This window comes from Arthrobacter globiformis (assembly GCF_030818015.1).
GTDB lineage: Bacteria > Actinomycetota > Actinomycetes > Actinomycetales > Micrococcaceae > Arthrobacter > Arthrobacter globiformis_C.
The window spans coordinates 4,464,736-4,478,863 of sequence record NZ_JAUSZX010000001.1 but is presented as its reverse complement, the minus strand read 5'-3'; the positions used below and the strand labels follow the sequence as shown (position 1 = coordinate 4,478,863).

The following is a 14,128-nucleotide window of genomic DNA, read 5'->3' as shown; positions in this document are numbered from 1 at the left end:
ATCCTCTTTGTTTGGGGAAGACGTCGTCTTGTTCAGGGGGCCGTCAGACGACCGCGGTGGTGTCGTTTGTAGTGCCGGGGGCGCCGGCCGGGGTGATGGCCGGGGCGACGGTCCGCGCGATCTCGGTGAAATCCGCGCGCGGTCCGAGGGCGGCCAGCGCTTCCTGCCATTGGCCGGCGACGGCGGCCAGCAGCGCCGGGTTTTCGCCGATCCGGGCGGCGACGTCGACGGCGAGTGCGGCGTCGCGTGCCATGAGCCCCAGCGAAAAACCGGAATCGTGGGTTCCGGAGAGCACCCAGTTGGGATACATGTTCGCGGAGACTTTGCTGCCTCCGGAGGCTTCGCTGATGCTTGCCGCCGCCTTGGCCGGATCGATGCCGTAGGCCTTGGCGATACCCAGTGCCTCGCCGACCGAGACCAGGTTGGCCGCGGCCAGGACGTTGTTGAGGAGCTTGACGACGTTGCCGCTGCCGGGTCCGCCGACGTGGTTGTACTTGCCGCCGGTGAGTGCCAGCAGGACGGGTTCGGCGGCGGCAAGGGCCGCATCGGTTGCCCCGACGAAGGCGCTCAACGTTCCGGTGGATGCGCCGTCGCGGCCGCCGGAGACGGGGGCATCGACGAACGCTCCGCCTTGCGCTTCGGCGAGTTCGGCCATCCGCTTGCTCGTTGCCGGTTCGGAGGTGGTGGTGTCAATGATCGCGACGGTTCCCGGTGACGCCAGGAGCTGCGGCACCGTGGACTCGACGACGCTGGCCGCGGGCAGCGAGAGCACCGCATAGGGGGTGCCGGCGAGATCTTCGACGCTGGCGGTGGTGGCGATGCCGGCGTGGGACGCGGCGGTCCGTGCTGCCTCCGAGGGGTCGAAGCCGGTGACCGCCCAGCCGGCGTTGTGGAGCGTGGCTGCCATCGCTCCGCCCATGGAGCCGAGGCCGATGACGGCGATGCGGTGTTCGGTGCTGGTGTTCATGAATGTGCTCCTGGACGAAGGTATGTGGGGTGCAGTTGAGGGAGCTGCAGGTCAGTCGAGGTAGATGTCGAGGTCTTTCCACAGCTGTTGGGTGCGGCGGATGGCTGCACGGCTGCGCTCGGGGTGCGCGGCCTCCATGCCCGCGAGGAGGCCGTAGACCAGTGAGTTTGCGGCGGTGACGGACTGGAAGAAGGAGATGCCCTCCGATGCCACCACCAGGAGGTGGTCGGCGACGGCCGCCAGGCGGCCGCGGCGCATATCGCTGATGGCGATGACCTTGGCGCCCGCCTGTTTCGCGGCTTCGGCGGTGACGATGATCTGCCGCATCGAGCGCCACATGTTGATGACCACCAGGACATCCCCGGGCCCCAAGGCGTTGGCACTGGAGGCGAGGTGGACCGCGCCGCGGTTCTCGAGGGTGATGGGGTATCCCATGGTCGAGCCCAGATGGGCCATCACGGTGGCGGGGCCGGCGAACGAGCCCAGCCCCAGAACGATGATGGACTTGGCCGCCGCCATGGTGGCGATGGCCGCTTCGGCGTCGTCGGCCGTATTGGAGTCCAGGGTCAGGCGCAGGTTCTCGATGTCGTGGTTGAGCGCGTCATGCAGGGGACTGCGGTGCTCCCCGTGCTCGGTCAGGGTGTCCTCGGTGGAGATCGTCACCAGGTAGCGGGACCGCAGTTCCCGCTGGAGGTCCGGCCAGCCCCGGTAGCCCAGGTGCTGGGCCGCGCGGACCACTGTCGAATTGTTGACGTCGGCCCGCTGGGCGATCTCCGCGATGTCTGCATATGAGGAAAGCTGCGGGTTGCGCGCAATGACGTCGACCACGCGGCTTTGGGCCTTGGACAGCGGAACGTCCGGAAGCGCGTCGCCGAGCCATGCATGGGAGGCGGGGCCCGCGCCGGTTCCTGTGCTGGCTTCCAGGCCGGCGGTGTTGGCGTTCAAGTCAGGCCTCTTTCTCTGGACAGGAAATTGTGGCGTGCGCACGGGATCTGTAACTCAGATCACCTTGCAAGACTGATTGCAATAAATGTACTCTGCAATTTCGTTTGCGAAAAGTGCTTTTGGGGAACCGGCCTCTGATCCGCTCTGCTCGTCCATTGCAGCGGTGGCCGGTCCGCGCCACCATGGGGGTATGAGCACCGAAATACCCGGCGCAGCGGAGCTGAACCTGCCGCAGGCGTTCCTTCTTCTGGCGACGAATGACAAGGACGGCGAGCCGGAGGTGCCGCAGAGCGTGCTCAAGGCGGCCCTGTCCGGCGCAATCCTGGCCGAGCTGGACCTGCTGGGCGCAATCCAGCTGCAGGGGAAATACGTCAGGGCCACCGGAGCGCCTCCGCAATCTGACTTCCAGCACCAGTGGGAGCTGATCCACGACAAGTCCCGGCCGCACAGCCCGCGGCGGTGGGTTGCCATGCTGGAAAGCCGCGCCGAACTGCACCGCGTCTATGAGGGGATGGCGGCTCTCGGCGTCGTGACCCGTGTGGGCGAAAAGCATCTTGGCGTCTTCAGGACCACACGCTACCCGGAGAAGGACCACGCTCCGGAGGCGGCACTTCTGGCGAGGATCGAAAGCATACTCAGCGGATCGCCGTCGGACGCCAGAACCGCCGCGCTGATTGGCCTGCTGCACGCGGCGGGGCTGATGGACAAGCTTTTCCCGGGGGCCGGTCCCGCCCGGATCAGGGAATTGGCCGGTGACCATTGGCCTTCCCGTGCGGTGCGGGATGAGCTTCGCATGATCCGGCTCGCGGAAGCGGAAGCCGCCACGTAGCCGACACTCTTGCAGGAAACTCAGGCTGCTGATTTACTGCCAGCACGGCTCCTTAAGCAAACGGGTCCGAGTGCGTAGCGCGTTGCCATCGGGGGAGCACCTGTCGGAGGGGTTATGGCTGGGGAACATCGCGACGATTTGGTGATGCAGTCGCTGCTGCTGGACGAGATCGGCCAATCGGTGATCGGCATGGACGGCGACTGGCGCATCACGTACTGGAACCGCGCGTCGGAGCGTTTGTACGGGTTTGGCCCGGACAAGGCTCTGGGCCGCAAGATCACGGATTTGGGAATTGTAGGCGGCGCCGAGGCGCGGGGCGAGGGTGCCACCAACAGGGAAATAGCGCACAGACTCGCGGGCGGCGGGGACTGGGCCGGCGAACTATGGGTGCGCCACAGCACCGGCCGGGAATTTCCCGTCCACGCGACCGTCAGCCGGATCAGGGGCCGGCACACCGTACCCGTGGCGGTCGTGGCGATTTCGAAGGACATCACCGACCGAAAGCACACCGAGGCCATCCTGCGCAGGCTCTCGGCCATGGTCGAGTCCTCCGGCGATGCCATCATCGGTGCTGACCTCGCCGGGAAGATCACTAGTTGGAATGCCGGGGCGGCGAGGATGCTCGGCTGGAGCTCCTGGGAAGCTGTGGGGCAAAGTCACGGGCTGCTGACGGCCGACGACGGGGAGTACTTCGGCACGGAAGTCACCGCCGGCACGGGGAGTGGGGCGTTCGTTACCGGTGTGGAGGCCCGGTGGCGCTGCAAGGACGGGTCGGTGATCGACGTCGAACTGACCGTGTCTCCCGTCTACGACCAAGACGGTGTACGGGTGGGGGCGTCCGCCATTGCCAGGGACATCACGGAGATCCAGCGGCTCAAGGCCGCCGCTGAGGCGGAGCGCGAGCGGCTCCTGGCTGCCCAAGAGATGGCCCACGTGGGAAGCGTCGAACACACGGTTGCCACGGCGGAGACATGGCACTCGGAGGAATTCGACCGGATCCTGGGAATGTCCGCCGGGGACCGCAAAGACCGCGAAGCCATCCTCGCGCGCACGCACCCCGAGGACCGGGAGCGCGTCCGCCAAGTCTGGCAGAGCCTGGACAACGGCCTCGGATTCGCCGACTTTGAATACCGGATCATCCGGCCCACCGGCGAACAGCGGTGGCTGCACTCACGGATCCGGAGCATGAACAGCGCAGACGGCAAGCCTGTGCGGTTCCTGGACACCGTCCTGGACATCACCGATCGGAAGAACGCGGAACAGATCCTGGAGTGGCAGGCGCGCCACGACGCACTGACCGGCCTGCCGAACAGGTACATGGTCACCGAGGTCCTGCAGGGCTTCCTGGACCGGTCCGCGCGGCCCGTGGTGATGTTCGTCGACGTCGACCGCTTCAAACTGATCAATGATGGCATCGGCCATGGTGCCGGCGACACCATTCTGGTGCTGCTCGGCGAGCGGCTGAAGGCCGCTGTCAGGGACGGCGACACCGTGGGCCGGTTCGGCGGCGACGAATTCGTGGTGATCTGCGAGAACCTGCTGATGTGCGGAGCCCAGGACCTGGCTGAACGGATCAAGGAAGCGACCCGGCAGCCGTTTGACGTGGACGGCCGGCAGATCTACCTCAATGTCAGCGTGGGCATCGCCCTCGCGGACCGGGAGGACACGGCCGAGTCGATGCTGCAGGGCGCGGACGCCGCCATGTACCGGGCCAAGTCAGCGGGCGGGGATTCGTCAGCAATTTATGATGTGCGCATGACCGGGCGGGCCACGGGGCGCCTGGACCTCGAGTCCGATCTGCGGCTGGCGCTGGAACGCAACGAGCTTTCCCTCAACTACCAGCCGATCATTGACGTCACCACGGAGGACACTGTCGGCTTTGAGGCGCTGCTGCGATGGCACCACCATGAGCACGGCCCGATCATGCCGGACGCCTTCATCCCCATTGCCGAGGAGACGGGCCTGATCCTTCCGATCGGCACATGGGTGCTCCGCGAGGCACTGCGGCAGGTGCAGGAATGGCGCACGCAGGTCCCGGGGGCACAGAACTTCACTGCGGCGGTGAACATCTCCGGACGGCAGCTCGTGACAGGCGACTTTCCCGACGTGGTGGAGGCTGCCATCCGTGACACCGGCATCGACCCTGCCGTCGTCCACCTGGAAATCACCGAAACCGTGCTCATGGATCAGCCGGACCTGCCCAAGGAAACCCTGCAGCGGCTGGCCCGCCTGGGCGTGGGCCTGTCCATCGACGACTTCGGAACCGGATACTCCTCACTGAGCTACCTCAAGTGGCTCTCGGCCCGCACGCTTAAAATCGACCGCACCTTCGTCGAGGAGCTGGGAACCGATCCGCACGGTGCAACCATCATCGAACTCGTCCTGGGCATGGCGGAGAGTCTGCGGCTTGATGTCGTGGCCGAAGGCGTCGAGACCGCCGTCCAGCTCAGCGAACTCCGCCGGTTGGGCGTACGCCTGGCGCAGGGGTACCTGTGGAGCAAGCCCCTGCCGGCGGAACGGATCCCGGCCTGGCTAAAGTCCCACCCGGCCAGGCTCCCGGCCGCGATTTCCGCCGCGCAGGCTGCCGCGGGGATGTCCGCGGGGAAGTCGCTGCCCCGGGTCGGCTGATCCACCTCCGGCTGAGATGACGGGTGTAGATTTGCAGCATGCAGGCCCGCAAACGCAAGCGCCGCTGGGTGATCGCCGCCGCTGTGGGTGCCGCACTGCTGGCGCTGGGCCTAGTGCTGTTCAAGCCGTGGCTGTTGTTTGTCGATGTGCGGGTGGATGAGCAGTTGCGCACCATCGCAACCTCAGCGGGGCAGGCACCGCCATCCCCCTCCGCCAGCTCGAACCCGCCCTCCGGAACCATCACAAACGTGCCCGAGGTTCCGATTCAGCTAGCCGAGGGCTCCCTGATCAGCCACGAACACGCCACAACATGAATCGTCCGGATTATTCAGCAACCCGGCGGGAAACTCGTCCTGACACTGGAGAACCTGGACACCTCCAACGGCCCGGATGTACACGTCTGGCTCAGCGCCGCGGACGTAGTCGAGGGAACGGCCGGATGGTTCACGGCCGGTTCCGCCGCACACTTTGACCTGGGCATGATTAAGGGGAACCTGGGCAACCAGGTGTACGCGATCCCGGAGGACGTTGACCTGGCCAAGTACAGGTCCGTGGACCTGTGGTGCGTCCAGTTCAGTGTTTCTTTCGGAGCGGCCCAGCTTGCCAAATGAGCCATCCTTTAACGCAAGAAGGACGACGGCGGGAGGTTCCGCCGTCGTCCGACACATTCGTTACGGTCTGACGGACGGAGTGCCATCTATGTCCAGGGATTTTTGGATAGATAATCGGCGCTAAACGCCCTTAAAGCCGCGAAAAGTGTACAAAAACTCCAACGATCTCTTGGAGTAGCTCGCTGCTAGCGGGAGACCGGTTCCTTCGCTTCCAGGAGTACGAGTTCGTGGCGGCGAGGGAAGCCTTCCCAGTCGCCGGGGACCAGGCAGGCGAAAGCACCCGTGGCGACGGCCGTACGGAGGCGCTCCTCGGGGGCGCGGCCTTCCATGAGTTCGGCTAGGTAACCGGCCACGAAGGCGTCGCCGGCGCCGACAGTGTCCACCACCGAGACGGCAATTGCCGCCTGATGGTACATCTCACCGTCGGCGATGGCGAGGGCACCGTCGGCGCCGAGCTTGATGACGGCCTGGCTGGGCCCCAGGGTAGCGATTCTTCGGGCCAGCTCCTGTGGTTCACCGGCGCCGACGGCGATGGCTGCCTCGTCCTCGCCTGCGAACACGATGTCCATCAGCGGGATCAAGTCGCGGTAGACGTTGCCGGCGCCCTCCCTTGACCAGAGGTTGCCGCGGAAGTTCAGGTCAAAGGACACTAGAACGCCGGCGTCCCTGGCCACACCGATGGCGTGTCGGAACGTTTCCGCCGCCTGGGCTGACAGCGCCGGGGTGATACCGCTGACGTGCAGCAGCCTGGCCCCGGAAACGAGCCGGTCGTCGATATCCTCCGGTGCAATCCGGGACCCGGCGCTTCCCGCGCGGTAGTAGCTGACACGCTGCGCGTCAGGTGTCCGGCGTTCTTTGATCATCAGGCCGGTGGGGGCGGAAGGATCGACAGCGATGCGGACGTCCACCCCTTCGGCGCGGATTTCGCGCTCAACGAGCTGACCCAAGGAATCCGCACCGACCCGGCCGCACCAGACCGCCTGCACGCCGAGGCGGCGGAGGCCGATGGCGACGTTCGACTCGGAGCCACCGATGCCCAGGCTCATGGTGGAGGCGTGCGCGAGTGGCCCGACCTGGTCGGCGCGCATCAGCGCCATGGTCTCGCCGAACGTGAGGACGTACGGTGCCGGGCTCACTTGGTAGCCCCCAGTTGCTCGGCGGTCTGGTCGATCAGCTCGCGCACACGCCGTGCCCTGGCCGTTAGGTCCTGCAGGTCGCCGCCCTTGAACGCGTCACCCAGCAGCGGGCCGCCGAGGCTGACGGCTAGGGCGCCGGCCCTGATCCAGTCCGGTACGTCGTCAATGTTGACGCCGCCGGACGGGATCACCTCGATGTCCGGGAACGGGCCGCGCAGTTGTGAAACGTAGCCGGCGCCGACTGTGGAGGCTGGGAAGATCTTGACGGCGGTGGCGCCCAGTTTCCAGCCGGTGTGCAGTTCGGTGGGGGTCATGCCGCCGGGGTAGACCGGAACGCCGCGCCGGACGCACGCTTCTATGACGCTTGGATCCGTGACGGGAGTGACGATGTAGGCCGCGCCCAGGTCGAGGGCCGTCTCGGCGTCCGCTGCTTCGGTGATCGTCCCGACGCCGATCTCGAGGGAGTCACCGAACCGCTCCCGGAGTAGCGGAAGCTCCTCCCAGACGCCGGGCGTGCTGAGCGTGAGTTCGATGCTGAGCATGCCGCCCCGCTGCAGGGCATCGATGACCGGCGCGTAGTCCGAGGCGTGCCTGGCCCGGAGGACAGCTACAGCACGGGTCTCGCGGAGGAGCTCGGAGGGTGCCGGCCGGGACGCCGTGCCGGGTTTTTCGAGGCGGAGCATGGGATTCCTTTGCGGTGGAAGTGCTGTAAAGCGGGACTGACAGTGGACGACGGCGGCCGTGCCGCCGTCGTGCACTGGAACCTACGGACGGTGCCGGGATTACTTGACGGCGCGGGCGGCGGCCAGCTCAGCCGCCACGGTAGGGGTGGTGACCACGCCGCCGTTGGGGCGGGCGTCCTCGGGATCGGTCAGGTCGCGGTTGACGGTCTCCGGTGAGAGCCGTGTGGCGATGAAGCTGACGAGCATGGTCAGCGACATGTAGATGGCCACCGGGATCCAGGAGTTGCTGAAGAGGCCCAGCAGTCCGGCGCAGACCATCGGCGCGATGCCGCCGCCAATGATTGAGGAGAACTCGCGGCCCAGGGTAACGCCGGCGTACCGGTAGCGGCTGCCGAAGATCTCCGGGAAGTAGCTCATGTGCACACCCACCACGCCTTGGCAGGCCAGCATGAAGCCCACGATGATCACCAGCACGATGGCCACGGGGGAACCGGTGGTCAGGAGCATGAAGGCCGGTGCCGGGAAGAGAATCAGCGCCCCGGTGATGAGGGAGACAACGCGTCGGCGGCCGATCTTGTCCGACAGGATTCCGAAGGACACGGCGGCGACGCCGCCGCAGAGTGCGCCGATGAGGAGGACCGGTGGAATGAACTTGGGATCGGTTCCCACGACGGTGATCAGGTACGAGGCCATGAACACCTGGATGGTGTACGACTGCGTGCTGACGCCGAAGTTCATGAGGATGACGCGGAGGACGTTGGCCTTGCCATGCTTGGCGACTTCCTTGAGCGGCGCGGGCGGTTCGGTGCGGGCCTGCTTGATCTCCTCAAACACGGGGGATTCATCGAGCTTGCGCCGAATGATGAGGGCGGCGACGGTGACGAAGATGCTGGAGAGGAAGACGAGCCGCCAGCCCCAGGTCAGCATGTCGTTCGGAGCCAGCGACTGGGCGGCGATCCACACCAGTGCGCCCAGGGCGGTGCCGGCGGCGGCGCCGACCATGATCAACGAGGCCAGCTTGCCCCGGGTGCCGGGAGCCGCGGATTCGGTGAGCAGCGTTGCGCCGCCGGACTGTTCGGCTCCGGCGCCGAAGCCCTGGGCTGCGCGGCACACGCACAGCAGGACCGGGGCGAACAGGCCGATCTGGTCGAAGGTGGGAAGCAGGCCGATGGCCAGCGTGGCGCCGCCCATCAGGAGCAGCGTGACCACGAGGATCCACTTTCGGCCGAGGCGGTCGCCGAAGTGGGAGAAGAAGATCCCGCCCAGCGGACGGAACAGGAAGCCGACGGCGAAGGTGGTGAAGCTGGCGATCAGCGCAGCTGCGGGGGAGACGTTGGGGAAGAACAGTTTGCTGAAGACAAGCGCGGAGGCGGTGCCGTAGATGACGAAGTCATACAGTTCGAGGGTGGTGCCGATGAGGCCGGCGACGGCGGCCTTCCGGACTTTGCTCTGATCGACTTCCCCCGGGGGGAGGTGCGCTGCTGTGGTCATTTCCAAACTCCTTTGAATGGATGTCCTGTGGTTTCGACGAGCTCAACCAGCGGGTCTGGTGCGGCAGTCAGTAGGTGATGAGTACTTTGAGGTTGGTGGGGTCAGTCACCGGTGCCGTGAGGGCGGCCGCGGCGTCTTCGAGCGGGAACGTGCTGGTGATGATGGACTGCAGGTCCACCACATCGGAGGAGGCGAGGTCGATCGCCGTCGGGAACGCGTTTGCGTATCGGAACGCTGTGACGAGGTCGATTTCGTAGCGCTGGAGGTACCCGAGGGGGATGCCGTCCACCGTGGGCTTGGCCTGGCCGACAACTGTCGCGCGGGCTGCCGGGGCAAGGGTCTGGATCCCGTCGGCCAGGGCCCGGGTGTTGCCGGAGCATTCGATGAGCCGGTCCATGTTGTTCAGGTCCAGCGGCATGGTTGCGGTGTTGATGGTTCGGGTGGCGCCGAACTTCGCGGCGACGGCGAGGCGGTCGTCGTTCACGTCCGTCACCACGATCTCGGCGGCGCCCTGGGCTGCCGCGACCTGGGCAACCAGCAGGCCGATGGGCCCGGCGCCGGTGATCAGCACGCGGTGGCCTTTCTGGACCTGCGCCCGTTCCACGGCCCAGACGGCGACGGCGAGCGGTTCGATCGCTGCCCCGATTTCCGCGGGGATGGCGTCCGGCAGCCGGTGGACGGCGGCTTCGGGCACTACGACGTGGCGGGCGAACAGCCCATCCGTGGGCGGGGAGCCGAAACAGGTTCCGGCAGGGCACAGGTTGTAGCGCCCGGAGCGGCACGTGGGGCATTCCCGGCAGGGCAGGGCCGGTTCAATTACGACGGCGGTGCCCGCGGCGACGCTGGCCCGCGGTCCGGCAGCGATGACCACGCCGGCGCCCTCGTGGCCCAGGACGGTGGGCTGGCGCAGCACATTGGTGCCGTTGCGACCGTCGGCGAAGTAGTGCATGTCCGAGCCGCAGACCCCGCCGGACCGCATTTCGACCAGCAGATCGTGCGGGCCGAGGGCGGGCAGTGGCCTGTGCTCGATGCGCAGGTCGCGGGCGCCGTGCAGCACCGCGGCCTGGGTGCCGGAGGGAAGCCCGGCCGTATGTGTTTCGGGGATGGCTTGCGTGGTCATGGCGTGCTCCGAACGGTGGCGGGAGTTAGGGCGGAGGCGGTGCTGGCTTCTGCGATGGCGGCCAACGGGCCCGCTGAGTGGATGATGTCGATGAACTCGCCGGTGCGCCCGATGAACCCGTCGCGTTCGGCCAGCTCTTCGCCGAGGAGATGGTGGTCGCCGAGGACCTTCCGGGCGAGGTCCTGGCCAGACGGGGAGCCTGCGGACAGTCCGGCCAGCAGCCCGCGGGCCGGGTCCTCCATGGCGTGGGCCTGGGGTCCCGGATCGAACCCGGGCAGTGGGGCGATGCAGGCGAGATACGCGGCGGTGGTGAGGGCCAGCAGTTGCGGCATCCGGCCGTCGTCGAGCATCTGCAGTGCCGGGAGCGGGATTCGCTGGCGGAGTTTGACGGACCCGTCGGAGCCCACCTGGCTGGTGCGGTGGCCCAGGGCCGTGTTGCGCCAGCGGGAGAAGAGCTGTTCCTCGTAGGCGTCGACGTCCACGCCGCCTGGCACCGAGACGCTGGGCAGGTACTCGTTGCGCAGCACGGAGCGGGCGGCCAGTTCGATGGTCGGGTGCGACACGGATTCGGGGATGGTGACGGCGCCGGTGAGGGCTCCGAGGTAGGCGATGAGGGAGTGCGTGCCGTTGAGCAGGCGGACCTTCAGTTGCTCGTAGCCGGCCACCTCGTCGGAGAACACTGCACCGCCGTCTTCCCAGGTGGGGCGTCCGGCGATGAAGTTGTCCTCGACGATCCACATGGTGAATGGTTCGGCCGGGACGGGGATCCGGTCACTGTAGCCGCGCTGGGATGCGACCAGGCTGCGGTAGTGGTCCGTGGTGGCCGGCACGATCCGGTCCACCATGGAGGAGGGGAAGCTGGTGCGGGTGTCGATGAAGGCCAGGGCTGCGGCGGCTTCGGCGGGCGGGAGCAGGGAGGCGAATTCGCGGACCAGCCGCTGTGTGTGGTGGCCGTTGTCGGCGAGGTTGTCGCAGCTGAGGACGGTGACGGGTTCTGCGTGGGTCCGGGCCCGGTGCTGCAGGCCGCGGACGATCTGACCGATCGGGGTCTGGGGCGAGCCGGGGTGGGCGAGGTCGTGCCGGATGCCCGGGTCCTGCAGGTTCAGCGAGCCGGTGGCGGGGGTGTAGTTGTAGCCGTTCTCCGTGACCGTCAGGGACACAATGCGGGTGGCTGCGTCGCCGATCGCCTTGATCACCCGGCCCGGGTTGCCGGCGGCCGTGAACGCGTCCGTGTGGACCCGGGGAACGGAGAACTTTGAGCCTTCGGGCGATATTTGCACGACGGTGTAGAGCATGTCCTGGGCGTGCAGGGCGTCCGGGATGGCGGAGGAGCGGCTGGAGACGCCGATGATGCCCCAGTCGCCGCCGTGGGCGGTGACGGCGGCGTCGGTGTAGACGGCCTGGTGTGCGCGGTGGAAGTTGCCCAGTCCGAGGTGCACTATCCCTGCGGCCGGCGCTGCGGCCCGCCGCAGGATCCCGGGGATGGCCGCGGACAGCGGGGGAGCGGAGGGGGAGGTCATGGTCACCAGTCCTTCATGGAGCCGTCGAGCTCACGGGCGATGGGCAGGTAGGCCTGCTTGTAGGGGAACCGGGCGGCGGCGTCCTCGTCCACGTGCACGCCGAGGCCGGGCTCGTCGCCGGGGTGGAGGTAGCCGTCCTCGAAGCGGAAGCTCGACCGGAAGACCTCGGACACCAGGGGGTCGTAGCCCATGTATTCCTGGATGGCGAAGTTGCTCGTGGCTAGGCCCAGGTGCAGCGAGGCCGAGAGGTTGATCGGTGAGACGTCGGAGGGTCCGTGCGGCGCGCCCTTGATCTGGTAGACCTCGGCCAGGGCGAGGATCTTGCGGACGTGGGAGATGCCTCCGGCGTGGACGACGGCGGTACGGACGAAGTCGATAAGGCGTTCGGTGATGAGCTGCTCGCAGTCCCAGACGGTGTTGAAGACCTCTCCGATGGCCAGCGGGATGGTGGTCTGCTGGCGGAGGGTGCGCAGGAGCCGCTGGTTTTCCGCCGGGGTGACGTCCTCCAGCCAGAACAGATCCACGTCCTCCAGCGACTTGGCCAGGCGGGCGGCTTCGGTGGGGTTGAGCCGGTGGTGGACGTCGTGCAGGAGCTTGAGCTCCGGGCCCACGTGCTCGCGGACCGCGGCCAGGACCTTCGGGGCGTGGCGGAGGTAGGCGGAGGTGTCCCAATCCTCTTCGACGGGTCCGGCGCCGCGGCCCGCCGGTTCGTAGCTCGCGGCGCCCTTGGTGACGCCGTAGACCTTGTTTAGGCCCGGGACCCCGGACTGGGCGCGGACGGCGCGGAAGCCCTGTTCCCGGCGGCGGTCCACGGAGTCGAGGAGTTCGGGCAGGTCCCAGCCGGTGGCATGGGTGTAGGTGAGGATCTTGTCCCGGGCGGCGCCGCCGAGGAGCTGGTAGACGGGGACGTCCAGGGCCTTGCCCTTGATGTCCCACAGGGCCAGGTCGATGGCGCCGATGGCGGCCATGGTCACCGGCCCGCGCCGCCAGTAGGCGCCACGGTAGAAGTACTGCCAGCTGTCTTCGATCCGGTCCGCGTCCCGGCCGAGCAGGGCAGGGGCGAGGTGGTCGCGGAGGTAGCTGGCCACGGACAGTTCGCGTCCGTTCAGGGTGGCGTCACCCCAACCGACGATGCCGTCGTCGGTGGTGATCTTCAGGGTGACGAAGTTGCGGCTCGGGCTGGTAACCAGGACGTCGACGTCGACGATTTTTCGGGTCATCGGGAAATCACTACATTCTTCAGGGGCTGGTTCGCGGACAGACGGGTGATGTTTTCGGCGATCTCGCGGGCGCGGCCGCGGAAGGTTTCGGCGGTGACGCCGGAGGAGTGCGGGGTCATGATGACGTTGTCGAGCCGGCCGAACGGCAGGGCAGACGGTTCGCCGCGGCCGTCGGTGCCCGGGTACTGGTACCAGACGTCGATGGCAGCGCCGGCGATTCGCCGGTCCTTCAGGGCCTCGTAGAGTGCGGTTTCGTCGACGACCGGGCCGCGGGCAACGTTGACGACCTGTCCGTCGGGGCCGAGGTTGTCCAGTTCGGCTGCACCGATCAGGGAGGTGGTCCCTGCGTCGAGCGGGATGCTGACCACCAGCACGTCGGACTCGCTGAGGGCCTCGCCCAGACGGTCCGTGGTCCCGGTCCACCGCAGGGAGTGAACTTCGGCATTGACGGATCCGCTGCGGGTGATGGCAACGCCTTCCGCGCCGAAGGCCTGCAGCAGTTTCCAGGCGGCGCTGCCGATATGGCCGAAACCGAGGAAGGTCACCACGGCGCCGCGCAGTGTTTCCGGCTGGCGGATCTCGGGCGAGTAGACCGAGGAAGACCACACGCCGGTGCGCAGGGCGGCGTCCTGGCCCAGCAGGTTGCGGCGGAGGGCCACCAGCACGGCGGCGATGTGTTCGGCGATGGAACCTTCATGGTGGAAGGTGTTGGCGCAGACGGCTCCGGTGGGCAGGGCGTCCGCGTCGATGCCGTCGTAGCCGGCCCCGGCAACGTGCACCAGCCGGAGGTTCCGTGCCTCGGCGCCCATGGCCGCGGTGAACTTGGGTCCGACGTAGACGTCGGCGTCCTTGAGGTCGGTCAGGACGGAGTGTTCGTTCCAGCTGTCGTGCCAGGACGTGACGGTGCCTTCCGGCAGCGCCGCTTCGAAGGTGGCGCGCTGGGGCATCAGGTTGGAGTCTGCGATGACGATTCTCATG

The 14,128-nt window shown here is 67.4% G+C and carries 13 protein-coding genes; 4 read left to right on the top strand and 9 right to left on the bottom strand.

The window, feature by feature from the left end; genetic code table 11:
• Positions 1-43 precede the first annotated feature (43 nt).
• Both QFZ23_RS20965 and QFZ23_RS20960 read right to left on the bottom strand, forming a co-directional pair.
• Positions 44-967: an NAD(P)-dependent oxidoreductase gene (locus tag QFZ23_RS20965; protein WP_306925936.1), complete on the bottom strand. Its 924-nt coding sequence runs from the start codon at positions 965-967 to the stop codon at positions 44-46.
• Between the two features lie 51 nt (positions 968-1,018).
• Positions 1,019-1,912 carry a MurR/RpiR family transcriptional regulator gene (locus QFZ23_RS20960; RefSeq protein WP_306925935.1) on the bottom strand — a complete coding sequence of 298 codons (894 nt, stop codon included), beginning with the start codon at positions 1,910-1,912 and terminating at the stop codon, positions 1,019-1,021.
• 190 nt (positions 1,913-2,102) lie between these two features.
• Here QFZ23_RS20960 and QFZ23_RS20955 point away from each other — a divergent pair, with 190 nt between their 5' ends.
• The 4 genes from QFZ23_RS20955 to QFZ23_RS20940 all read left to right on the top strand — a co-directional run bounded on the left by QFZ23_RS20955 (position 2,103) and on the right by QFZ23_RS20940 (position 5,980).
• Positions 2,103-2,741 (top strand): GOLPH3/VPS74 family protein, encoded by a 639-nt coding sequence (locus QFZ23_RS20955; RefSeq protein ID WP_306925934.1) that lies wholly within the window; start codon positions 2,103-2,105, stop codon positions 2,739-2,741.
• 114 nt (positions 2,742-2,855) lie between these two features.
• On the top strand, positions 2,856-5,369 hold the full coding sequence (locus tag QFZ23_RS20950) for a sensor domain-containing protein (protein ID WP_306925933.1): 2,514 nt from the start codon (positions 2,856-2,858) through the stop codon (positions 5,367-5,369).
• A 38-nt stretch (positions 5,370-5,407) separates the two neighbouring features.
• Positions 5,408-5,683 (top strand): hypothetical protein, encoded by a 276-nt coding sequence (locus tag QFZ23_RS20945; protein ID WP_306925932.1) that lies wholly within the window; start codon positions 5,408-5,410, stop codon positions 5,681-5,683.
• Entirely contained in the window at positions 5,684-5,980 is a 297-nt protein-coding gene (locus QFZ23_RS20940; protein ID WP_306926962.1) for a DM13 domain-containing protein, read from the top strand.
• Positions 5,981-6,165: 185 nt separating this feature from the next.
• Here QFZ23_RS20940 and QFZ23_RS20935 read toward each other — a convergent pair whose 3' ends face one another.
• From QFZ23_RS20935 to QFZ23_RS20905, 7 genes are all read right to left on the bottom strand, one after another.
• Positions 6,166-7,116, bottom strand: coding sequence for a sugar kinase (locus QFZ23_RS20935; protein WP_306925931.1), 951 nt, complete (start codon positions 7,114-7,116; stop codon positions 6,166-6,168).
• Entirely contained in the window at positions 7,113-7,799 is a 687-nt protein-coding gene (locus QFZ23_RS20930) for a bifunctional 4-hydroxy-2-oxoglutarate aldolase/2-dehydro-3-deoxy-phosphogluconate aldolase (RefSeq protein WP_306925930.1), read from the bottom strand. Before QFZ23_RS20930 ends, QFZ23_RS20935 begins: the two co-directional genes overlap by 4 nt.
• 99 nt (positions 7,800-7,898) lie before the next feature.
• On the bottom strand, positions 7,899-9,290 hold the full coding sequence (locus QFZ23_RS20925) for an MFS transporter (protein ID WP_306925929.1): 1,392 nt from the start codon (positions 9,288-9,290) through the stop codon (positions 7,899-7,901).
• Positions 9,291-9,357: 67 nt separating this feature from the next.
• Positions 9,358-10,410 (bottom strand): NAD(P)-dependent alcohol dehydrogenase, encoded by a 1,053-nt coding sequence (locus tag QFZ23_RS20920; RefSeq protein WP_306925928.1) that lies wholly within the window; start codon positions 10,408-10,410, stop codon positions 9,358-9,360.
• A complete protein-coding gene (locus QFZ23_RS20915; protein WP_306925927.1) occupies positions 10,407-11,930 on the bottom strand; it encodes a mannitol dehydrogenase family protein in 1,524 nt (507 codons plus the stop codon). The genes QFZ23_RS20920 and QFZ23_RS20915 overlap by 4 nt, the downstream gene beginning before the upstream one ends.
• Before the next feature lie 2 nt (positions 11,931-11,932).
• Positions 11,933-13,150, bottom strand: coding sequence for a D-mannonate dehydratase ManD (manD, locus tag QFZ23_RS20910; RefSeq protein WP_306925926.1), 1,218 nt, complete (start codon positions 13,148-13,150; stop codon positions 11,933-11,935).
• Positions 13,147-14,127: a 2-hydroxyacid dehydrogenase gene (locus QFZ23_RS20905; RefSeq protein WP_306925925.1), complete on the bottom strand. Its 981-nt coding sequence runs from the start codon at positions 14,125-14,127 to the stop codon at positions 13,147-13,149. Before QFZ23_RS20905 ends, manD begins: the two co-directional genes overlap by 4 nt.
• Position 14,128: the final 1 nt, after the last annotated feature.